The sequence below is a fragment of the Massilia sp. genome (assembly GCF_032106685.1).
In the GTDB taxonomy this organism is placed as follows: Bacteria; Pseudomonadota; Gammaproteobacteria; order Burkholderiales; family Burkholderiaceae_D; genus Telluria.
This window is the reverse complement of record NZ_DAMCPG010000050.1, coordinates 1-22,464: the sequence shown is the minus strand read 5'-3', so window position 1 is coordinate 22,464 and position 22,464 is coordinate 1. Positions and strand designations below refer to the sequence as shown.

The window sequence follows — 22,464 nt, the reverse complement described above, 5'->3', positions numbered from 1 at the left end:
GGTCAAACCTCTGCAGGTGTAAGAATTAAAACGATATTTTACACAGGGGCGCGTTCCATCGGCCCCGCTGGCATGCAAAATCGATGGAAAAAACGTGTACGCATATTTCTGCGTGGATCAGGGTTGCACCGCAGTTGCAATCGGGTCGCGCGCAGGAGTGCCGGATTGGATTGTTTGGAACTGTAAGGATAAGTACCGGCAAGCCTGCTCATGCGGGCTCGCCGGTTGATGGTGTCGATAACGCTTGTCGTTTCGCCCGACCCGATGTAGGCCTCACCCGAAGGCTTGAGAGTAAAGGCTGATTAACGAGGAAGTCGAGAAACCGTAGCGAGCGCAGCAGGCATGTTGGCCGAGCCCCAGGGGGATGATGGCCGGCAGGCCGCGGCGCGCAACAGGTTGATCGAAACTTCCTTTCGCCGATTAGATCGAAGTCTTGGTTGCTGGCTGGCTACGGTTTGGCTGGTTGTTGCGCGCACCGCCTGGCTGACCCTTTGCGCCGCTCATGAAGCGGGCCGGGTACGGCTACAGTTGCGGCGTGCCCTCGGCATGACGATCGACCCCATTCGCGCCCTGTGGCGGCAGCGTTGCCTTTTGCTTCGCCGGCCCCACACACCCGGGCATACCACCCTCCAGCTCTCCCCTCCCGCGTACGTCCCCTGTACTTTCGCCGCCCTGGCAAGGCGGCATGGAACGGCCCACGGGTCGCGGAGTCAATAAAAATGAAACGCATGTTGTTTAACGCTACGCAGCAAGAGGAGCTGCGCGTAGCGATCGTCGACGGCCAGAAACTGATCGACATCGATATCGAAACGGCCGGACGCGAACAGCGCAAGTCCAATATCTACAAGGGTGTCATCACCCGCATCGAACCCTCCCTCGAAGCTTGCTTCGTCAGCTACGGCGAAGACCGCCACGGTTTCCTCCCCTTCAAAGAAGTTGCCCGCTCTTATTTCCGCGATGGCGTCGACGTGCGCAACTGCACGATCAAGGAAGCCCTGCGCGAAGGCCAGGAAATCATGGTCCAGGTCGAGAAGGAAGAACGCGGCAACAAGGGCGCCGCCCTGACCTCGTTCATCTCGCTGGCCGGCCGCTACCTGGTCCTGATGCCGAACAACCCGCGCGGCGGCGGCGTGTCGCGCCGTGTCGAAGGCGAAGAGCGCCAGGAACTGCGCGAGACCATGGACAAGCTGGACCTGCCGCAAGGCATGTCGGTCATTGCCCGCACCGCCGGCATCGGCCGCACCGTCGAAGAGCTGCAGTGGGACCTGAATTACCTGATGCAACTGTGGCGCGCCATCGAAGGCGCCGGCAAGTCGGCCGCGGGTCCTTTCCTGATCTACCAGGAAAGCTCGCTCGTCATCCGCGCCATCCGCGATTATTTCCAGCCTGACATCGGCGAAGTCCTGATCGACACCGACGAGATCTTTGACCAGGCCCAGCAGTTCATGTCGCACGTGATGCCGGACATGGCGCACCGCGTGAAGCGCTACAGCGACGACGTGCCGCTGTTCTCGCGTTTCCAGATCGAGCACCAGATCGAGACCGCCTACGCGCGCACCGTGCCGCTGCCGTCGGGCGGCGCGATCGTCATCGACCACACCGAAGCCCTGGTTTCCATCGACGTCAACTCGGCGCGCGCCACGCGCGGCTCGGACATCGAGACCACCGCCTTCAACACCAACTGCGAAGCGGCCGACGAAGTGGCCCGCCAGCTGCGCCTGCGCGACCTGGGCGGCCTGATCGTGATCGACTTCATCGACATGGAAGTGGCCAAGAACCAGCGCGAAGTGGAAACGCGCCTGAAGGAAGCCCTGCACCATGACCGCGCCCGCGTTCAGATGGGCAAGATTTCCCGCTTCGGCCTGATGGAACTGTCGCGCCAGCGCCTGCGTCCTTCGCTGTCCGAAGGCTCCCACGTGACCTGCCCGCGCTGCTCGGGCACCGGCCACATCCGCGATACCGAATCGTCCGCCCTGCAGGTGCTGCGCATCATCCAGGAAGAGGCGATGAAGGAAAACTCGGCCACCATCCACGTCCAGGTGCCGGTCGACGTCGCCGCCTTCCTGCTGAACGAGAAGCGTGGCGAAGTCATGAAGATCGAGGCGCGCCACCGCATCAGCGTGATCCTGGTGCCGAACAAGCACCTCGACACCCCGCACTACAAGCTCGAGCGCATCAAGCACGACGATCCGCGCCTGGAAGACGCCGCCGCCAGCTACAGCCTGGCCGAGTCCGCCGAAACCGACATGGCCTACAGCAAGCGCCAGAAGGAAGAAGCCAAGCCGCGCCAGGAAGCCGTGGTCAAGAGCATCACCCCGGCCCAGCCGGCGCCGATGGTCGACCGCAGCGAGCCGGTCAAGGCCGCGAAACCGGTCGAGCCGCCGGTTGTCGCCGTGCCGCAACCGACCGTCGCCCCGGCTCCGACCGGCTTCTTCGCCAAGCTGCGCAGCTTCTTCTTCGGCGCCCCCGAGCCGGTCGCTCCGCCGCCGGCCCCGGTCGAGCCGCCGAAGCCGGCCGCCCCGAGCCCGGCCGAGCGCGGCGAGCGCAATGCCCGCGGCCCGCGTGCCCGTAACGGCCGCAACGGCAAGCCCGGCCGCGAACGCGACGAGCGCGACGTGACCGCCAAGGCTGGCGTCGACGAGAGCGCCAAGGCCGAACGCGAAGAGAAGGCCCCGCGCCAGCCGCGTCCGCCGCGCGAACCGCGTGCGCCGCGCGAACCGCGCGAACAGGTCGAGACCGCACAGGCCGCACCAGCCGGCCAGCGCGCGGAACGCGCCGAGCGTGGTGAACGCCCGGAACGCGGCGAGCGCGCCGAACGCGCGCCGCGCCAGCCGCGCGAGCGTGCCGAACGCGTCCAGCCGGTCGAGGCCAAGCTCGACGAAGCGAGCACGGTCGAGGCGATCCCGACCCCGGTCAGCGAACTGTCGACCACCACCCCGCACGGCGACCAGCTCGACCATGCGGTGAAGGCGGTCACCAGCCACGGCCCGAACGGCGATGACATCGAGAACGAGGCCGGCGACGAGCCGCGCCGCCGCCGCCGCCGCGGTGGCCGCAACCGCAACCGCCGCGACCGCGACCAGGTCGAGGGCATGGAAGCGGGCGAACACGGCGAACACGAAGGCGCACCGGCCTTCACGCCGGTCGCCGACGAGGAAGCCGCCAAGGTGCAGGCCGAGAAGTCGGGCCGCAAGCCGCGCGCGCCAAAGCAGGACGCGAAGCTGGCGCCATGGCCCTTCCCGACCGCCGCGTCGGTCGCCGCCGCCCAGGCCAAGGCCGCCGCGAAAGCCGCCCCGGCGGCCGCTCCGGTGGCAGCCGCCGAGGCCGCGCCAGTGCCGGCCGTGAAGGCGCCGACCGCCGACACCTGGTTCTTCCCGACTGCGGCATCGGTTGCCGCCAGCCAGGCCAAGCCGGCCGCGCCGGCAGCCGAAACCGCCGCGCCGGCAGCGCCTGCCGCGCCTGTCGAGCCGGTCCAGGTTGCCGCCCCGGCGCCAGCCGCCGAGCCGGCCGTGAGCGCGCCGGCGGCGCCAGCCGAGCCGGTGCAAGCCGCCGCTCCGGTCCAGCCAGCGCCAGCGCCGGTAGCGGCTGCGCCAGTCCCGGCGGCAAGTGCGCCGGCGCCCGCCGCCAACCTCGACGAGCTGCTCGGCAACGCCGGCCTGACCCTGGCCGCGACCGACCCGGAAAAGCTGCGCGCAGCCCAGGAAGCGGCCGCCAAGGCAGCCGCGCCGGTCCGCCTCGGCCGCGCCCGCAAGCCGGTCGCGGCGCCGGTCGAGGAGCCGCTGATCCAGGTCGACACCCGCCAGTGACAGCGCCTGCCGCCGTCATAGCGAAGTAAAAGAGGGAAGCCCGCGGGCTTCCCTCTTTTTTGTCCTTAAGCCCATGCCCGCCATGAACGAAACTGCCGCGCCCCGCCAGGTCAGCCGCCGCGAAGCCTTCCTCTACTGGCTCAAGCTCGGGTTCATCAGCTTCGGCGGCCCGGCCGGGCAGATCGCCCTGATGCATACCGAGCTGGTCGAGCGCCGCCGCTGGATTTCCGAAGGCCGCTTCCTGCATGCGCTCAACTACTGCATGCTGCTGCCGGGGCCGGAAGCGACCCAGCTGGCGGTCTACATCGGCTGGCTGCTGCACCGCACGCGCGGCGGCATCGTCGCCGGCGTCCTGTTCATCCTGCCCTCGCTGCTGCTCCTGATGGGCCTGGGCTGGATCTACCTGGCCTACGGCCACCTGCCGGTCCTGGCCGGCATCATGGACGGCATCAAGCCGGCGGTGGTGGCGATCGTGCTGGCCGCCGCCTGGCGCCTCGGCAGCCGCACCCTGCGCAACCGGATCCTGGCCGCCATCGCCACGCTGGCCTTCGTCGCCATCGCCTTCCTGCGCCTGCCCTTTCCGCTGATCGTGCTCGGCGCGGCCCTGGCCGGCGCGGTGGGCGTGCGCCTGCGTCCGGCGGCCTTCCTGGCGCCAGGGCCGGCGAGCGCCCATGACGGCGCGACGCGCACCGGCGCCCCGCCGGCCCTGATCGACGACGATACGCCGACGCCGGCGCACGCGCGCTTTTCCTGGCCGCGCCTGGCGCTGGTCGCCCTCGGCGGCGTCGCCCTGATGGGCGCGGCCTGGCTGGCGCTGGCCGCCTGGGGCGGAACCCAGGGCACCCTGGCGCAGATGGGCTGGTTCTTCAGCAAGGCCGCGCTGCTGACCTTCGGCGGCGCCTACGCCGTGCTGCCCTATGTGGTGCAGGGCGCGGTCGAGCACTACGGCTGGCTCGACGCGACCCAGATGATCGACGGCCTGGCGCTGGGCGAGACCACGCCCGGCCCCTTGATCATGATCGTCGCGTTCGTCGGCTTCGTCGGCGGCTGGACCCACGCCCTGCTCGGGCCGGAGGCGCTGCCGCTGGCCGGCCTGCTCGGCGGCGCGGTCGCCGCGCTGTTTACCTTCCTGCCCTCCTTCATCTTCATCCTGGCCGGCGGCCCGCTGGTCGAGGCCACGCGCGGCAACCTGCGCCTCACCGCGCCGCTGACCGCCATTTCCGCGGCGGTGGTCGGCGTCATCGCCAGCCTTGCTGTATACTTCGGGCGCGAAGTCTTCTTCGCCGGCGGCGTCTTCCAGCCCGCCGCCCTCGTCATCGGGGCCGTCTCCGCGGTCGCGCTGCTGCGCTACCGGGTCGGCACCATCAAGCTGCTCGCCGCCTGTGCGCTCGCGGGCCTCGTGCTATCGTATTGGTATGGCTGAAAAAATCATCATGCTGAATGACCTGCGCAGTCCCGCGCTGGCCGTTCCGGCAACACCCGTCGCACCCAGCGGCCACCTCGTCGATGCGCTCGCGCGTCCCCTGCACGACCTACGGATCTCGGTCACCGACCGCTGCAATTTCCGCTGCGTGTACTGCATGCCGAAGGAGGTGTTCGGCAAGGACTACCCCTACCTGCCGCATGGCGACCTGCTCTCGTTCGAGGAAATCACGCGCGTGGCGCGCATCTTCATCGCCCATGGCGTCGAGAAGATCCGCCTGACCGGCGGCGAGCCGCTGCTGCGCAAGAACCTCGAGCACCTGGTGGCGATGCTGCGCGCGCTGCCGACCGCCTCCGGCCGCCCGCTCGACCTGACGCTCACCACCAACGGCTCGGTCCTGGCGCGCAAGGCGCGCGCCCTGAAGGACGCCGGCCTGGACCGCGTCACGGTCTCGCTCGACGCCATCGACGACGCGGTCTTCAAGCGCATGAACGACGTCGACTTTGCCGTTGCCGACGTCCTGGCCGGGATCGAGGCCGCGCATGCCGCCGGGCTCGGTCCGATCAAGGTCAACATGGTGGTCAAGCGCGGCAGCAACGACGACCAGATCGTGCCGATGGCGCGCCATTTCAAAGGCTCGCCCGTGATCCTGCGCTTCATCGAGTACATGGACGTGGGCGCCTCGAACGGCTGGAACATGGATGAAGTCGTACCTTCCAGCGAGGTGGTGAGCCGGATCGGCGCCGAGATGCCGCTGGCGCCGCTCGACCCCAACTACACCGGCGAGACCGCCGCGCGCTGGCGCTACCAGGACGGCGGCGGCGAGATCGGCGTCATCTCCAGCGTCACCGGCGCCTTCTGCAAGGACTGCAGCCGCATGCGCCTGTCGACCGAGGGCAAACTCTACACCTGCCTGTTCGCGACCCAGGGCCACGACCTGCGCGCCCTGCTGCGCGGCGGCCATGACGATCTGGCGATCGGCGGCGCCGTCGCGCGCCTGTGGCAAGGCCGCGCCGACCGCTATTCCGAGACCCGCACCATCAACACCACGGGGCTGGCGCGCGGCGCGCGCAAAGTAGAAATGTCCTATATCGGCGGATAACAGAAGATGCAGAACATGAACAAGCAGGCATCGATCAGCGGACTGATCCTCGCGGGCGGACGCGGCTCGCGCATGGGCCACGTCGACAAGGGCCTGCAGCCCTTCCGCGGCAAGACCATGGCGGCGCACGTGCTCGAGCGCCTCGCCCCGCAAGTGGCAAGCGTGGCGATCAACGCCAACCAGAACCTTGCCACCTATGCCGAACTCGGCGTGCCGGTGTGGCCGGACGACCTGGCCGGCTTCGCCGGGCCGCTCGCCGGGCTGGAAACCGGCATGCGCCGCTGCCAGACCACCTATCTCTTGACCGCGCCCTGCGATTCGCCCTTCGTTCCCGCCGACCTGGCCGCACGGCTGCTGGCCGCGCTCGAGGAGCAGGACGCCGACCTCGCCTTCGCCGCGACCCGGGAAGCCGGCCAGCGCGTGCAGCCGCATCCGGTGTTCTGCCTGGTGAAGGCGAACCTGCTGCCGATCCTGTCGAGCTACCTGCTTGATGGCGGGCGCCGCATGGACGGCTGGTACAAGGACCTGAAGGCGGTCGAGGTGCTGTTCGAGGACGCGGATGCCTTCCGCAACATCAACACGCTCGACGAGCTGCGCAGCCTGGATAGCGGCGCCGCGCCGCGCCTGCGGGACGTGACCAGCTGCCTGTCGGCCTACGATCCGGACGCGCTGCCGGTGCGCGACGCCCAGCGCATCATCCGCGAGTTCGTGCAACCGGTGCGCGCCGTCGAACAGGTGGCGCTGCGCGCCGCCCTCGGCCGCGTGCTGGCGCGCGACATCGTCTCGCCGATCGACGTGCCGGCCCACGACAACTCGGCCATGGACGGCTACGCCCTGCGCGGCGCGGATATCCCGGCGGATGGCGTGGCGCGCCTGGCCGTGATTGGCACCGTCTACGCCGGCCGCCCGACTGAGCTGGTGCCCGGCCCGGGCGAATGCGTGCGCATCATGACCGGCGGCGTCATGCCCGCCGGCTGCGACAGCGTGGTGCCGCAGGAATTGCTGCTGGAAGACGGCGAACGCGAGATCGTGCTGAAGGCTGGCACCATCCGCGCCGGAGACAACCGGCGTTTTGCGGGCGAAGACCTGAAGGCCGGCAGCCCGGCCCTCTCCGCCGGCAAGATCGTCCGCCCGGCCGACCTGGGCCTGATCGCCTCGCTCGGCATCGCCGAGGTGCCGGTGCAGCGCCGCCTGCGCGTGGCCTTCTTCTCGACCGGCGACGAGCTGCGCTCGATCGGCCAGGCGCTCGACGAAGGTAGCGTCTACGACAGCAACCGCTACACCATCTACGGCATGCTGCAGCGCCTGGGCTGCGACATCGTCGACATGGGCATCGTGCGCGACGACCCGGCGGCGCTCGAGGAAGCGCTGCGCAGCGCCTGCGAGAACGCGGACGCGATCGTCACTTCCGGCGGCGTCTCGGTTGGCGCGGCCGACTACACCAAGCAGATCATGGCGCGCCTGGGCGACGTCACCTTCTGGAAGATCGGCATGCGGCCGGGCCGCCCGCTGGCCTTCGGCCGCATCCACTCGAACGGCCATAATGCCTTCCTGTTCGGCCTGCCTGGCAATCCGGTGGCGGTGATGGTGTCGTTCTACTTCTTCGCGCGCGAAGCCCTGCTGCGCATGATGGGCGCCGAGGCGCCGCTGCCGCTGCTGCGCGCCCGCTCGCAGGGCGCGATCCGCAAGAAGCCCGGCCGCACCGAATACCAGCGCGGCATCCTGACCCACGGCGACGACGGCGCGCCCCAGGTACGCATCACCGGCTCGCAAGGCTCGGGCATCCTGCGCTCGATGTCGGAGGCGAACTGCATGGTGGTGCTGCACGATGAGCAAGGCAGCGTCGCGGCAGGCGAGATGGTGGATGTGCTGATGTTCGAAGGGCTGATATAACGATAACGGCGATGACGTAGGGTGGGCGCCCCGTGCCCACGCGTTACGCATGCGGACCGTTTCCACGTCCGCGACCTTCTGCTCTACTCGATCCACATCGCTTCCACCTGCGGCGTCCCGCCCCAGTCCGCCGGATACACGCCACTTTTCACGTACCGATGAAACGTCGAGTACGGCCAATCCACCGCACTCGCCACATGGCCATGCCGCACCGGGTTGAAATGAATGTAGTCCATGTGGCGTTCAAAATCGCGATCATCGCGGATCTCGTGTTCATGAAAACGACGTTGCCAGATCGACGCATCGCGGTGCTTGATACGCGAAGGATTTCTGGCGCCGGTTGAAACTGTGGAGACTAATGCAAACCTAGATACCGAGCTCTTGATGATAGCCCAGCGGGCCGAATAGTCGGTATCGCCGTCGGGCAGGGTCCAGATGCAATGCAGGTGGTCGGGCATCAGCACCCATGCATCGATCGTGAATGGCCGTGATTGGCGAACGTCTTCAATCGCCCGGCGCAAAGCCGAGCGAATTGGCGGCAGGCACAGGATCGGATGTCGTCGAAATGACACCAAGGTGAAAAAAAACGTGGAGCCGGTGCGGGAACGGCGATAGCGTGACATGGTGGAGCGCATTGTAGAGTATGCGTAGAGCCGTTTGTTACGGTACGTGGTGGTTGATGAGACGCGTCAAGGCAAAGCCGGCGCATCCATTCCAAAACGAGCCGCGTCAACGCGCATTCCGCGTGGGCACGTAATCGCGGCCACTGACCGCGATTACCCCACCCTACGGCTCTCACTCCTCGCTGTCGGCCCTGTCCGGCCCCAGCATCAGCTGCGCCGCCTCGCTCGGCAGCGCCTCGACCGACTTGAGCTTGCGCGCCATCTGGCGGCTGCGCACTTCGGCGCTTTCGATGTTCTTCGCGGCCTTTTCCAGGGTCGCCTTGGTGGCGGCCAGGACGTCGCCGAATTTGGCGAATTCGGTCTTCACCGCGCCCAGCACCTGCCACACTTCGGACGAACGCTTCTCCAGCGCCAGCGTCCGGAAGCCCATCTGCAGGCTGTTCAACAGCGCGGTGAGGGTCGACGGGCCGGCGATCGTCACGCGCAGCGTGCGCTGCAGGTCGTCGGCGACGCCGGGGCGGCGCATCACTTCGGCGTACAGGCCTTCGGTCGGCAGGAACAGGATCGCGAAGTCGGTGGTCTGCGGCGGCGACACGTATTTCTCGCAAATCGTCTTCGCTTCGGCACGCACGGCGCGTTCGAGTTCGGCGCCATAGCGGGCGGCGCCGTCCGCGTCGGCGCGGTCCTGTGCTTCGATCAGGCGCTCGTACTGCTCCTTCGGGAACTTGGCGTCGATCGGCAGCCACAGCGGCGGTCCGCCATCGACCACGCCCGGCAGCTTGATCGCGAACTCGACGCGCGCGTTGGAGCCGGCCACGGTCTCGACGTTCTTCGCGTACTGGTCCACTGTCAGCACCTGTTCGAGCAGCATCTCGAGCTGCACTTCGCCCCAGGTGCCCCGCGTCTTCACGTTGGTCAGCACGCGCTTGAGGTCGCCCACGCCGATCGCCAGCTGCTGCATCTCGCCCAGGCCCTGATGCACCTTTTCCAGGCGCTCCGACACATGGCGGAACGACTCGGTCAGGCGCGTTTCCAGGGTCGTGTGCAGCTTCTCGTCGACGGTCTGGCGCATCTCTTCCAGGCGCCTGGCGTTGTCGACCTGCAGGTCGCGGATCTTGGTCTCGAGCGTGGCGCGCACTTCCAGCATGCGCTGGGCGTTCGATTCGGTGAGGTTCGCCAGGGTCTGCTGCAGGGTGTCGGCGAAGCGCTTCAGCGCGCGCGCCTGTTCCTCGCGCCCGCCGGCCGCGTGCAGCTGCATCTGCTGGCGCATGCTGTCGAGCTGCTGGACGGTGGCCGCCTGGTGCTGGGCCATGTGCGCGGCGAGCTCCTGGCGCGTGGCCTGGGCGCTGTGCTGCAGTTCCAGCCGCAGTTCGCGCTCGACGCGTTCGAACTGCTGGCCGTTGCCGTCGCCGTTGCCACCGAGGCCGCGGCCGCGCAGCAGCACCAGGACCTGCAGCGCGATCACGGCAAGGAGCGCGATCGCAAGGACGGCGAATTGGAGGGTGCTCATCTCAGTCGGCCTTGTTGCGCATCCAGTCGGCGGTCTGGTAGAAGGACTGCATCAGGCGCAGGCGCAGGTCGTCGTCCATGCCGATGTCTTCCATGGCCCAGGCCATCGCGCGCAGCCACTGGTCGCGCTCGCTGGTGCCGATCGCGAACGGCAGGTGGCGCGCGCGTAGGCGCGGGTGGCCGTAGCGTTCGATGAACAGGTCGGGCCCGCCCATCCAGCCGGACAGGAACATGAACAGCTTCTCGCGCGAGCTGTCGTTCGGTTTCGGGTGCATTGCGTGGATGCCGGCGAATTCCGGCTCCAGTTCCATCAGGTCGTAGAAGCGGTCGACCAGTTCGCGCAGGCGGCTTTCGCCGCCGATGATTTCGTACAGGGTTTGGTTCTCGGACATCCCGTCATCATAACGTAGGGTGGGCACTTCGTGCCCACCCGTGAACGATGAATATCGTCAGCCCGCCTCGCGCAGCGTCTGCAGCGGCGGCTGGCGCAGCACGGCGCGCAGGCCGAACCAGCCGCCCACCAGCGCGCAGGCCACGCCGGCCGCGATGCCGGCCATCCAGACGCCCGGTTCGAAGGTCCAGGGGAACTTGAACTGGTACTCCGCCAGCGCCCAGCCGAGCGCCGCCGCGCCGGTCGCGGCCAGCAGGCCGGCCAGGCCGCCGACCAGCATGAACTCGATGCGCTGGGCTTGCGCCAGCTGCTTGCGGGTGGCGCCCAGGGCGCGCAGCAGGCCGGCCTCGCGGGTGCGCTCGGCTTGCGATCCCATCAGCGCCGCGTACAGCACCAGCACGCCCGAGGCGAGCGTGAACAGGAACAGGAACTCGACCGCCACCACGACCTGGTCGACCACTTCCTGCACCTGGCGGATGATGCCGCTGACGTCGATCACGGTCAGGTTCGGATAGGCGCGCGCGAGCCGGCTGGCCAGGTTGGCGCCGCGCTCGGGCAGGTGGAAGGCGGTCATGTAGGTTGCCGGCGCATTCGCCATCGCCTGCGGGTTGATGATGACGAAGAAGTTGGCGCGCATCGAACCCCATTCCACCTTGCGCAGGCTGGTGACCCTGGCGTCCACCACCAGGCCCGCCATGTCGAAGCGCATCACGTCGCCCAGTTTCAGGCCGAGCGTGCGCGCGATGCCCTGCTCGACCGAGGCCTCGGCCACACCCGGCGCATCCGTGTACCACTTGCCGGCGACGATCTCGTTTTCCGCCGGCGGCGCGGCCATCGTCGACAGGTTGAATTCGCGGTTGGCCAGGCGGCGCGCGTCGTCGCTCGTATAGGTGTCGGCGCCCAGCGGCTTGCCGTTGACGGCGGTCAGGCGGCCGCGGATCATCGGATACAGCACCGGCGCCTGCACCCCGGCCTGGCGCAGCTGGCCCTCGACGCCCTGCTTCTGGTCGGGCAGCACGTTGATGATGAAGCGGTTCGGCGCATTTTCCGGCGTCGCGCGTTCCCAGGCGGCGACAAGGTCGCCGCGCACCACGGTCAGCAGCAGCAGCGCCATCAGGCCCAGCGCCAGCGACACCACCTGCACCACGGTGGCGCCGGGACGGCGCTGCAGCGAGGTGACCGCGAAGCGCCAGCCCTGATGGGCAAAGGCGCCGCGCAGGCGGCGCAGCAGGCGCAGGCAGAGCCAGGCGACCAGCGCGAACACGGCGAAGCCGCCCAGGAAGCCGCCGGCGGTGGTCAAGGCCAGCTTCGGGTCGCCCGCCTGCCACAGCAGCAGCGCGAGGAAGACGCCGGTGCCGAGGCCATAGGTGGCCAGCGCCATCGGCTGGGGCGCGGCCTGCTCGCGCCGCATCACGCGGTTGTGCGGCACGTTACGCAGTTGGAGCACCGGCGGCAGCGCGAAGCCGACCAGCAGCAGCATGCCGGTGGCGATGCCCTGCAGCGCCGGCAGCGGAGAAACGGGCGGCAGGTCCGCCGGCAGCAGCGTGCCGATCAGTTCGAGCAGGACGAAGTGGGCGCCGAAACCGACCAGCACCCCGAGCAGGCTGCCGGCCAGGCCGACCAGCGCGAATTCGATCAGGTACATGGCGCCGACCTGGTTCTGGGTCATGCCCAGGCAACGCAGCATGGCGCAGGCGTCGAGGTGGCGCTGCATGAAGCGGCGCGCCGCCATCGCCACGGCGACCGCCGCCAGCATCGCCGACAGCAGGCCGACCAGAGACAGGAAGCGGTCGGCGCGGTCCAGGGTGGCGCGCATCTCGGGGCGGCCGTTCTCCAGCGACTCGAGGCGCACGCCCTTGACGTTGTCGCGCTTGATGCGGTCGCGCAGCCAGTCGTCGAAGTCTTTCACGCGCGCCAGGTCGTTCTTCGAGGGCGCCGCCACCTGCACGCGGTAGGTCACGCGCGCGAAGTTGTCGACCAGGCCGGTCGACGCCAGGTCGGCCGCGTTGAGCATCACGCGCGGCGCAAAGTTGGCGAACGAGGCGCCGCGGTCCGGCTCGGCCGCGACCAGCTGGGCGATCGTGAAGCGGCGCTCGCCCAGCTGCAGGGTCCCGCCGACCTTGACGCCGATCGCCGGCAGCAGGTTGGCATCGACCCAGACGGTGCCGGGCGCGGGGATCGCGCGCGTCTTCGTGCCCAGTGCCTCGCTGGCATCCTCGGGGCTGGTCGTGACGCGCAGCTCGCCGCGCAGCGGGTAGCCGGCGGAAACCGCCTTGATCGACGCCAGCTGGGCCTGCGAATCATCGCCCTCCCCGCCTTGCGCCATGCTGGGGAAGGTGACCGTGTCGGCCAGCAGCAGCCCGCGCCGCGCCGCCTCCGCGCGCCAGGCGGCGGCGACCGGCTGGTCGGCGTTGATCACCAGGTCGGCGCCGAGCAGCTGGTTGGCGTCGCGGTTCAGCCCGGCGCGCATGCGGTCGATGAAGAAGCCGACCGAGGACAAAGCGGAGACGGCGACGATCAACGCCACCAGCAGGAAGCGCAGTTCGCCCGCGCGCCAGTCGCGCGCGGTCATGCGGAGGGACTGGATCAGCACGGACGTCTCCCGGTCATGCGGCGTGCGCGCCGGCGAAGAAGCGATCGACCTCGGCCAGGAAGGCGCGCTTCTGTTCCGGCTCGAGGAAGGCGGCGGCGAAGCTGTTGCGCGCCAGCTGGCGCGCATGCGATTCGTCCAGCGGCAAGGACTCGAAAGCGGCGACGAAGTTGTCGTTCATGTAGCCGCCGAAATAGGCCGGGTCGTCCGAGTTGACGGTGGCGACCAGGCCCTTGTCGAGCAGGGTGCGCAGGTTGTGCGAACCCATGACGTCGAACACGCGCAGCTTGATGTTCGACAGCGGGCACACGGTCAGCGCCATTTGCTCGCGCACCAGGCGCTCGACCAGCTCCGGGCTTTCGAGGCAGCGCACGCCGTGGTCGATGCGCTCGACATTGAGGATGTCGAGCGCGCTGTCGATGTAGGCCGGCGGGCCTTCCTCGCCCGCATGCGCCACCAGGTGCAGGCCGAGCTGGCGCGCACGTTCGAACACGCGCGCGAATTTCTCCGGCGGGTGGCCGAGCTCGGAGGAATCGAGGCCGACGCCGATGAACTTGTCGCGATAGGGAAGCGACTCCTCCAGCGTGGCGATGGCCTCTTCTTCCGACAGGTGGCGCAGGAAGCACATGATCAGGGAAGCGCTGATCGGCCCGTCCTGGCAGGCGCGCCAGATGCCGTTGACGACGGTCTCGAAGGGCACGCCGCGCGCGGTGTGGGTCTGGGGATCGAAGAAGATCTCGGCGTGGCGCACGTTATCGGCCGCGGCTTTCTCGAGGTAGGCGGCGGTCATGTCGTAGAAATCCTGCTCGGTCAGCAGCACGCTGGCGCCCGCATAATAGATATCGAGAAAAGACTGCAAGTCGGTAAAAGCGTAGGCCTGGCGCAACGCCTCGACCGAGGGATAGGCCAGCGCGACGCCATTCCTTTGCGCCAGCGCAAAGATCAGCTCGGGTTCCAGCGAACCTTCGATGTGGATGTGCAATTCTGCTTTCGGCATCTGTTGAATCGTGTGGCGCAGCTGCTCGGTCAGCATGTTTTTCTCTCCGGCTGGAAGTCGATGGATGGGACAAGATCGTGCAGTGTACCGCATGCCGGCGGCGTCGGTTTCGCTGGGGAAGAAGCGGCAAAACGAACAGCGAACCGGTATGCGAATCGCGTGCGCCGCGGGCAGCGCATATCGTGCACTATCGATTCAGGGCTTTGCCAACCCAGCAATAAGAAAGAAGAAAAATGGCGTATTCTGAGACGCGGCCCCACGCCGTTTTCGACCTGTCCCGGCGCACTTGCGCGGCACCGTCAATATGCGATTTTTAACCGTAAATCAAAGACTTAGCGGTAACGCGACAGTATGCACGAACTGCTTTGACTTCGAGAACCAATAGGCACATAATAAATTTCAGAAATACAAGAAGACCCTCCGACCACAATGGGAAATCCGGCCACGAGCCGCCTAGAACAAGAATGACCCGCCTGCGTCGCCGCCACCGCGGCGCTACCAGGGCGACCCGCCAATAAGGAAGTACGCCAAGAAAGAAAAACGGGGCTTGGGCAGCCGACATCGCTCGGACTGTCGTGACAGTGATCGTTGTTAGCAAACTAAAGGACATGCACATGACCATTTTTGACAACTACGCAGCCCGTTATGAGCGTACCCGCGAAGAAGAATATTCCCTCTCCGAGTACCTTGCCCTGTGCAAGAAGGACCCGCTGACCTATGCCAGCGCGCCGGAACGCATGCTCGCTGCCATCGGGGAACCCACGCTCGTCGATACCCGCCTCGACCCACGGCTGTCGCGCATCTTCGCCAACAAGGTCATCAAGATCTATCCCGCGTTCAAGGAGTTCTACGGGATGGAGGAAGTCATCGAACAGGTGGTCTCCTACTTCCGCCATGCCGCGCAAGGGCTGGAGGAGCGCAAGCAGATCCTGTATCTGCTGGGGCCTGTCGGCGGCGGCAAGTCCTCGATTGCCGAAAAACTCAAGCACCTGATGGAACAGGTGCCCTTCTATGCAATCAAGGGTTCGCCCGTGAACGAATCGCCGCTGGGCCTGTTCAACGAGGAGGAAGACGGCGTCATCCTCGAGGAGGACTACGGCATTCCGCGCCGCTACCTGCGCGCCATTCCGAGCCCCTGGGCGGTCAAGCGGCTGCACGAATTCGGTGGCGACATCAACAAGTTCCGCGTCGTCAAGCGCTATCCCTCGGTCCTCAAGCAAATCGCCATCTCGAAGACCGAGCCGGGCGACGAGAACAACCAGGACATTTCCTCACTGGTCGGCAAGGTCGACATCCGCAAGCTGGAAGATTATTCCCAGGACGATCCGGACGCCTACAGCTATTCCGGCGGCCTGTGCCTGGCGAACCAGGGCCTGATGGAATTCGTCGAGATGTTCAAGGCCCCGATCAAGGTGCTGCACCCGCTGCTGACCGCGACCCAGGAAGGCAACTACAAGGGCACCGAGGGCTTCGGCGCGATTCCCTTCGAGGGCATCATCCTGGCGCACTCGAACGAGTCGGAGTGGAAGAGCTTCCGCAACAACCGCAACAACGAGGCGTTCCTGGACAGGATTTATATCGTCAAGGTGCCCTACTGCTTGCGCGTGTCCGACGAGATCAAGATCTACGACAAGCTCATTCGCAATTCCTCGCTCGAGAAAGCCCCTTGCGCGCCGGGTACGCTGCGCATGATGGCGCAGTTCGCAATCCTGTCGCGCCTGAAGGACCCGGAAAACTCGAGCGTCTTCTCGAAGATGCTGGTCTACGACGGCGAAAACTTGAAGGACACCGATCCGAAGGCCAAGTCGCTGCACGAATATGTCGACTACGCGGGCGTGGACGAAGGCATGAACGGGCTGTCGACCCGCTTCGCGTTCAAGATCCTGTCGAAGGTCTTCAACTTCGACAACACCGAAGTGGCGGCGAACCCGGTGCACCTGCTCTACGTGCTCGAACAGCAGATCGAGCGCGAGCAATTCCCGCCCGAACTCGAGCAGCGCTACCACTCCTATATCAAGGAGCACCTGGCGCAGCGCTATGTCGACTTCATCGGCAAGGAAATCCAGACCGCCTACCTGGAAAGCTATTCCGAGTACGGCCAGAACATCTTCGACCGCTACGTGACCTTCGCCGACTTCTGGATCCAGGACCAGGAGTTCCGCGACCCGGACACCGGCGAGAGCTTCGACCGCGAAGCGCTCAACGCCGAGCTGGAGAAGATCGAGAAGCCGGCCGGCATTTCGAACCCGAAGGATTTCCGCAACGAGATCGTCAACTTCGGCCTGCGCGCCCGCGCCACCAACGGCGGCAAGAATCCGGCGTGGACCAGCTACGAGAAGTTCCGCACCGTCATCGAGAAGAAAATGTTCTCGAACACCGAGGAACTTCTGCCCGTTATTTCGTTCAATGCCAAGGCCAGTGCCGAGGACGCGACCAAGCACGCCGACTTCGTCGCGCGCATGGTCGAAAAAGGCTACACGGCCAAGCAGGTACGCCTGCTGTGCGAATGGTACCTGCGCGTGAGGAAATCCTCCTAAGCAAGGCCATTGAGTCAGGCCGGGTTGCGCGGGCCGGCAGGACCGCGCGCCTCCACCGGCCTCGACGCTGGAGGACATACGTCAAGCGCTGCCGGGAAGCATGCAAAGTCCGGTTCCGCGCATTTTTGACGACCCTGCCAGCCGTGCGCACCCCGCATGCGCACGGGGAGGATTAAGATAGGGGGACCGGGGCAGCATCCGGTCCGCCGCGAATTTGAGCAGGAGGCATGTTTTGACTTACCTCATCGACCGACGCTTGCAAGGCAAGAACAAGTCCGCGGTCAACCGCGAACGCTTCCTGCGCCGCTACAAGGCGCAAATCAAGGACGCGGTCGGCCGCGCGATCAAGGGCCGCTCGATCACCGACATCGAGAACGGCGAAAAGGTATCGATCCCGGTCAAGGACGTCAACGAACCCCACTTCGGCCACGCCCATGGCGGCGTGTGGGAAACCGTCAACCCCGGGAATACCGAATACCAGAAAGGCGACCAGTTCAACCGCCCGCGCAGTGGCGGCGGCGGTTCCGGACGCGGTCGTGCCGGCAACAGCGAACAGACGGTCGAGGACGACTTCATCTTCGAGCTGTCGCGTGAAGAGTTCATGAATTACTTCTTCGAAGATCTTGAACTCCCGAACATGGTCAAGACCCAGCTGACCCAGACCATCGACTTCAAGACCCAGCGCGCCGGCTACAACGTCTCGGGCACGCCCTCGAACATCCACGTGCTGCGCTCGCTGCGCGGCGCACTCGGCCGGCGCATCGCCGTCGGCGGGCCCAGCCGGCGCCAACTCGAGCGCGCCGAACAGGAATTGCAGGAACTGCAGGAACAGGAAGTGCCGGACAGCGACCCGCGCGTCGTCGAACTGAAACGCAAGATCCACCACTACCATACGCGCATCAACGCGATTCCCTTCATCGACCCGTTCGACCTGCGCTACAGCAACCGCATCAAGGTGCCGAAACCCAGCACCCAGGCGGTGATGTTCTGCATCATGGACGTTTCCGGCTCGATGGACGAAACGCGCAAGGACACGGCCAAGCGCTTCTTCATCCTGCTCTATTTGTTCCTGAAGCGTGTCTACGAACACATCGACGTCGTCTTCATCCGCCACCACACCGCCGCGGCCGAAGTCGACGAGGAAGAATTCTTCCACTCGCGCGAATCGGGCGGCACCGTGGTGTCCTCGGCCCTGCACCTGCTGCAGAAGGTCATCGGCGAGCGCTACGCCAGCTCCGACTGGAACACCTACGTGGCCCAGGCCTCGGACGGCGACAACTGGGACAACGATTCCGTGCTGTGCAAGCAGTTGCTGACCAACGGCATCATGCCGAAGGTCCAGTATTACACCTATGTCGAAATCACCGACGGACCGCCACAGAACCTGTGGGAGCAATACACCGAAGTCGCCTCGCACCACAGCAATTTCGCGATGCAGAAAATCGTGACGCCGGCCGACATTTATCCGGTCTTCCGCGAGCTGTTCAAGAAGCAGCCGAAGTAAGCCCTACTATATAAATAGGGACGCATATGCCAGACGATCGCACCAACCCCCGCGCCCTGCCCGAACAGTCGGAGTGGACCTTCGACCTGATCGAACAGGCGCACGAAGAAATCCGCCGGGTCGCCCGCCAGTTCGGCCTCGACACCTATCCCAACCAGCTCGAAATCATCACCGCCGAGCAGATGATGGACGCCTATACCTCGGTCGGCATGCCGGTGTCCTATAACCACTGGTCGTTCGGCAAACATTTCCTGACGACGGAAAAGAGCTACAAACGCGGCCAGATGGGCCTGGCCTACGAAATCGTCATCAATTCGAATCCCTGCATCGCCTACCTGATGGAGGAAAACAGCCTGACGATGCAGGCGCTGGTCATCGCCCACGCGGCCTATGGCCACAACTCTTTCTTTAAAGGCAACTACCTGTTCCGCACCTGGACCGACGCCGAGGCCATCGTCGACTACATGGTGTTTGCCAAGAACTATATTGCCGAATGCGAGCAGCGCTACGGGATCGACGCAGTCGAGGAATTGCTCGACTCCTGCCATGCGATCCAGAACTATGGCGTGGACCGCTACAAGCGGCCGGCGAAACTGTCGGTGGCCCAGGAAGCGGCGCGCCAGAAGGAACGCGAGGAATATGCGCAGTCGCAGGTGAATGCCCTGTGGCGTACCGTGCCGCGGCGCGAGGAGCAGGAGCGCGATGCGCCGCCACCGCGCTTTCCGCCCGAGCCCGAGGAAAACCTGCTGTACTTTATAGAGAAGTATGCGCCGCTGCTCGAACCCTGGCAGCGCGAGCTGGTGCGCATCACCCGCAAGATCTCGCAATACTTCTACCCGCAGCGCCAGACCCAGGTCATGAACGAAGGCTGGGCCACCTTCTGGCACTACACGATCCTGCAGCAACTATATAAAGAGGGGATCGTCGGCGACGGCTTCATGCTCGAATTCCTGCAAAGCCATACCAACGTCGTGTTCCAGCCGGCGGCAACCAGTCCTTATTATTCGGGCATCAATCCGTACGCCCTCGGGTTTGCGATGATGAGCGACATCCGGCGCATCTGCGAAAACCCGACCGAGGAAGACCGGGCCTGGTTCCCGGACATCGCCGGCAGCGACTGGATCAAGACGCTCGACTTTGCGATGCGCAACTTCAAGGACGAGAGCTTCATCGCCCAGTACCTGTCGCCCAAGCTAATCCGCGACTTCCACTTCTTCGCCGTGCTCGACGACGACCGCAGCGACAAGCTGACGATTTCGGCGATCCACGACGAGGCCGGCTACCGCTACGTCCGCCAGCAGCTTGCCGAGCAATACAATATAGGCAACCGCGAACCCAACATCCAGGTCTGGCAGGTCAATACCCGCGACGACCGCGCCCTGACCCTGCGCCATACCCAGTTCCAGCGCCGTCCGCTCAACGGCCAGGCGCAGGAAGTGCTCAAGCATGTCGCCCGCCTGTGGGGCTTCGACGTACGGCTTGAAACCGTGGATACCAGCGGTCACGTGGTCAGCTTCCTGGAATGCCGGCGCGAGAAACGTAACCGATGAATCGCAGCGGGCAAATTGCTCACGGGCACGACATGCTGTCCAGACGTGTCCGTAAGCAAGCTCTTCACTGAGCCATATCAAGAAATCGTCTTCCTATCACCCGGGCTCATACGCATGCCCCGTGTCCGCTACGGCTGTGTTATCTAACGCACGCCTCCTTTTGCCGAAACTGGCTATAGTTTGCAAAAAGCTCAGCATTGCACTATATGATATTTGCCAAGTGGCAAATTCGGCGTGCAAAATTTGGCAAACGCGCTGGTCTTTCCAGATGTTCTACAGTGGGGCAAGTATTTAGGTGCAATCTTGTAATTTTTGCTCGCTTTTAGGTGCGCTTTTTTGCACAACAGGGGTGCATTCGGATGAGCTGTATTGCTTGGATTTACAGGCAGTTACGAGCGTTTGAGGGCCTTAAAAATACCTGTGCAAAAAAGAATTCGTAGGTATAATTCGCCGATGTCCCGGATGCGGCCTTGTCTTTTCGTCGTGTTTTGTGGGTTTAGTAGCAACAAAAAGAGTTGGTATTGGAGAAAGCAGGCATGAATTTTTCACATGAGAAGGAACCGGGGAAGAATCTCACTGGTATCACCATTGTGGTCCTGTTGCACGTCCTGGTCGCCTGGGGGATCATCAATGGTCTCGGTACGAAGGTGATCACGAAGGTACAGGAAGCAGTGGAAACCAAGCTGATCGAAGAGGTGAAGCCGCCGCCACCACCGGAAACCCCGCCGCCGCCGCCGCCGCCGGAAATGAAGGCGCCGCCGCCGCCGTTCATCCCGCCGGTCGAGGTGCAAGTGCAGCAACCGCCGCCGCCGCAAAACGTCATCCAGGCAGCAACGAACACGCCGCCGCCGACGACGAACCTGGCCCCGCCAGCCCCGCCGGCACCGACGGCACCGCCGGCACCGGTAGCGGCTCCCGTGAGCAGCCCGGCAGTCGCGGACTTCAGCAGCTGCGCCAAACCGGAATATCCGAAATCGGCAGCACGTAACGAAGAAGAAGGTACGACCACGCTTTCGTTCCTGATCGGCGTCGACGGCCGCGCAATCGACTCCAAGATCACGAAGTCGAGTGGTTCGCGTGATCTGGACAGGGCAGCTCAGGCAGCCATCGGCAAGTGCCGCTTCAAGCCGGCAGTCGTCAACGGTCAGCCTCAGCAGTCATGGGCTCCAGTTCAGTACGTCTGGTCGCTGGACCAATAAACCGAGACAGAACACCGTCTCACATTATGATTTTCGTTGTCGTTTAGATCAGCGAACTGTCTATTTTATATCTCTGGAGGAAGCATGTTTAAGAATACCCGTTTGTCCGCTGTTCTGGCGGCTGTCCTGTTCTCGGTTACGGCGGCATCGGCCCTGGTGTCGGCACCGGCCTTCGCCGACGCACCGGCAGCAGGCGCAGAAGCTCCGGCGGCAACCGCTCCGGCCGACGCAGCCGCCGCTCCGGCAGCTGACGCAGCCGCCGCTCCGGCAGGCGACGCCGCTCCGGCCGCCGCCGCTGGCGACAAGGAAGAAGTCCACAACCCGTACGGCTTCCAGGCCATGTGGGAAGAAGGCGACTTCGTCAACAAGGGCACCATCATCATCCTGTCGCTGATGTCGATGGGTTCGTGGTACATCATCATCACCAAGCTGATCGACCAGTCGAAGATCATGCGCCAGTCGAAGGAAACTTCGCAGAAGTTCTGGAAAGCCAACTCGATCGCAGCCGGCTCGGCCCAGCTGAAAGAAGGTTCGCCGTTCCGCTTCATCGCTGAAACCGGCACCAAGGCAACCCAGCACCACGACGGCGCCCTGCTCGAGCAGATCGACCTGTCGACCTGGGTGACCATGCAGATCCAGCGCGCCGTGGACCGCGTCCAGTCGCGCCTGCAGGATGGCCTGTCGTTCCTGGCAACCGTTGGTTCGACCTCGCCGTTCATCGGTCTGTTCGGTACCGTCTGGGGCATCTACAACGCACTGACCAACATCGGTATGTCGGGTAACGCCTCGATCGACAAGGTTGCAGGTCCGGTGGGTGAAGCACTGATCATGACCGCCTTCGGTCTGTTCGTTGCAGTTCCGGCCGTTCTGGGCTACAACTGGCTGGTCCGTCGTAACAAGACCGCAATGGAAGACATCCGTTCGTTCAGCGCCGACGTTCACTCGGTCCTGGTGTCGGGCGCCATGTCGACCTCGGAAGCCGCTCGCGCTGCTTCGTCGGCCAAGAAGATCGGCTAATTCAGGCTGTCTTCACAAAGACTAGATTGGATAAATTATGGGAATGAGTGTCGGCTCCGATTCCGGAGATGATGATGCCGTGATGTCAGAAATCAACACGACGCCGCTCGTCGACATCATGTTGGTTCTTCTGATCATCTTCCTGATCACCAGCCCGGTGGTCCTGCAGCTGCAAAAGGTGAATCTGCCGGCAGAAACGAACCAGGTCACCAAGACTGCGCCGGAAGACATCAACATCACCGTCAACAAAGACGGCGAGATGTACTGGAACCAGACCCGCATCGCGAATACGGACGAGCTGTTCAAGTTCTTCGCGGAGCAGT

At 65.1% G+C, this 22,464-nt stretch carries 15 protein-coding genes; 10 read left to right on the top strand and 5 right to left on the bottom strand.

The annotated features are described in order from the left end of the window. The first annotated feature begins 719 nt into the window (after window positions 1–719). The 4 genes from RT688_RS20805 (at window position 720) to glp (ending at window position 8,224) form a co-directional block, all read left to right on the top strand. Window positions 720–3,806 (top strand): Rne/Rng family ribonuclease, encoded by a 3,087-nt coding sequence (locus tag RT688_RS20805; RefSeq protein ID WP_313706745.1) that lies wholly within the window; start codon window positions 720–722, stop codon window positions 3,804–3,806. 73 nt (window positions 3,807–3,879) lie between these two features. Beyond that, entirely contained in the window at window positions 3,880–5,229 is a 1,350-nt protein-coding gene (chrA, locus tag RT688_RS20800) for a chromate efflux transporter (protein ID WP_409521966.1), read from the top strand. Beyond that, window positions 5,222–6,331 (top strand): GTP 3',8-cyclase MoaA, encoded by a 1,110-nt coding sequence (moaA, locus tag RT688_RS20795; protein ID WP_313706743.1) that lies wholly within the window; start codon window positions 5,222–5,224, stop codon window positions 6,329–6,331. The genes chrA and moaA overlap by 8 nt, the downstream gene beginning before the upstream one ends. Window positions 6,332–6,346: 15 nt before the next feature. Next, window positions 6,347–8,224: a gephyrin-like molybdotransferase Glp gene (gene glp / locus RT688_RS20790; protein WP_313706742.1), complete on the top strand. Its 1,878-nt coding sequence runs from the start codon at window positions 6,347–6,349 to the stop codon at window positions 8,222–8,224. A gap of 83 nt (window positions 8,225–8,307) precedes the next feature. Here the strand turns inward: glp and RT688_RS20785 are convergent, their stop codons facing one another. The 5 genes from RT688_RS20785 to RT688_RS20765 all read right to left on the bottom strand — a co-directional run bounded on the left by RT688_RS20785 (window position 8,308) and on the right by RT688_RS20765 (window position 14,370). Further along, entirely contained in the window at window positions 8,308–8,859 is a 552-nt protein-coding gene (locus RT688_RS20785) for an REP-associated tyrosine transposase (protein ID WP_313706741.1), read from the bottom strand. Window positions 8,860–9,019: 160 nt separating this feature from the next. Beyond that, window positions 9,020–10,357, bottom strand: coding sequence for a DNA recombination protein RmuC (locus RT688_RS20780; RefSeq protein WP_313706740.1), 1,338 nt, complete (start codon window positions 10,355–10,357; stop codon window positions 9,020–9,022). Window position 10,358: 1 nt separating this feature from the next. Next, window positions 10,359–10,748: a group II truncated hemoglobin gene (locus RT688_RS20775; protein WP_313706739.1), complete on the bottom strand. Its 390-nt coding sequence runs from the start codon at window positions 10,746–10,748 to the stop codon at window positions 10,359–10,361. A 57-nt stretch (window positions 10,749–10,805) separates the two neighbouring features. Beyond that, window positions 10,806–13,340, bottom strand: a complete 2,535-nt coding sequence (locus RT688_RS20770; RefSeq protein ID WP_409521965.1) for an ABC transporter permease — start codon at window positions 13,338–13,340, stop codon at window positions 10,806–10,808. 13 nt (window positions 13,341–13,353) lie between these two features. Continuing rightward, window positions 13,354–14,370 carry an adenosine deaminase gene (locus tag RT688_RS20765; protein WP_313706738.1) on the bottom strand — a complete coding sequence of 339 codons (1,017 nt, stop codon included), beginning with the start codon at window positions 14,368–14,370 and terminating at the stop codon, window positions 13,354–13,356. Window positions 14,371–14,948: 578 nt separating this feature from the next. Between RT688_RS20765 and RT688_RS20760 the strand changes: the two genes are divergently transcribed. From RT688_RS20760 to RT688_RS20735, 6 genes are all read left to right on the top strand, one after another. Continuing rightward, complete coding sequence (locus RT688_RS20760) at window positions 14,949–16,871, top strand: PrkA family serine protein kinase (protein WP_313706737.1); 1,923 nt, start codon at window positions 14,949–14,951, stop codon at window positions 16,869–16,871. 232 nt (window positions 16,872–17,103) lie between these two features. Then, on the top strand, window positions 17,104–18,375 hold the full coding sequence (locus RT688_RS20755) for a YeaH/YhbH family protein (protein WP_313706736.1): 1,272 nt from the start codon (window positions 17,104–17,106) through the stop codon (window positions 18,373–18,375). Between the two features lie 26 nt (window positions 18,376–18,401). Continuing rightward, window positions 18,402–19,925: a SpoVR family protein gene (locus tag RT688_RS20750; RefSeq protein WP_313706735.1), complete on the top strand. Its 1,524-nt coding sequence runs from the start codon at window positions 18,402–18,404 to the stop codon at window positions 19,923–19,925. Window positions 19,926–20,461: 536 nt separating this feature from the next. Further along, window positions 20,462–21,124, top strand: a complete 663-nt coding sequence (locus RT688_RS20745; protein ID WP_312550433.1) for an energy transducer TonB — start codon at window positions 20,462–20,464, stop codon at window positions 21,122–21,124. Between the two features lie 84 nt (window positions 21,125–21,208). Beyond that, complete coding sequence (locus RT688_RS20740) at window positions 21,209–22,141, top strand: MotA/TolQ/ExbB proton channel family protein (protein ID WP_312550432.1); 933 nt, start codon at window positions 21,209–21,211, stop codon at window positions 22,139–22,141. Window positions 22,142–22,178: 37 nt separating this feature from the next. After that, a partial coding sequence (locus tag RT688_RS20735; RefSeq protein WP_313706734.1) for a biopolymer transporter ExbD occupies window positions 22,179–22,464 on the top strand: 286 nt, incomplete at its 3' end.

Coding starts and splice junctions, on each gene's coding strand:
- RT688_RS20805 (WP_313706745.1), top strand. CDS start 720: ATGAAACGCATGTTGTTTAACGCTACGCAGCAAGAGGAGCTGCGCGTA.
- chrA (WP_409521966.1), top strand. CDS start 3,880: ATGCCCGCCATGAACGAAACTGCCGCGCCCCGCCAGGTCAGCCGCCGC.
- moaA (WP_313706743.1), top strand. CDS start 5,222: ATGGCTGAAAAAATCATCATGCTGAATGACCTGCGCAGTCCCGCGCTG.
- glp (WP_313706742.1), top strand. CDS start 6,347: ATGAACAAGCAGGCATCGATCAGCGGACTGATCCTCGCGGGCGGACGC.
- RT688_RS20785 (WP_313706741.1), bottom strand. CDS start 8,859: ATGCGCTCCACCATGTCACGCTATCGCCGTTCCCGCACCGGCTCCACG.
- RT688_RS20780 (WP_313706740.1), bottom strand. CDS start 10,357: ATGAGCACCCTCCAATTCGCCGTCCTTGCGATCGCGCTCCTTGCCGTG.
- RT688_RS20775 (WP_313706739.1), bottom strand. CDS start 10,748: ATGTCCGAGAACCAAACCCTGTACGAAATCATCGGCGGCGAAAGCCGC.
- RT688_RS20765 (WP_313706738.1), bottom strand. CDS start 14,370: ATGCTGACCGAGCAGCTGCGCCACACGATTCAACAGATGCCGAAAGCA.
- RT688_RS20760 (WP_313706737.1), top strand. CDS start 14,949: ATGACCATTTTTGACAACTACGCAGCCCGTTATGAGCGTACCCGCGAA.
- RT688_RS20750 (WP_313706735.1), top strand. CDS start 18,402: ATGCCAGACGATCGCACCAACCCCCGCGCCCTGCCCGAACAGTCGGAG.
- RT688_RS20745 (WP_312550433.1), top strand. CDS start 20,462: ATGAATTTTTCACATGAGAAGGAACCGGGGAAGAATCTCACTGGTATC.
- RT688_RS20740 (WP_312550432.1), top strand. CDS start 21,209: ATGTTTAAGAATACCCGTTTGTCCGCTGTTCTGGCGGCTGTCCTGTTC.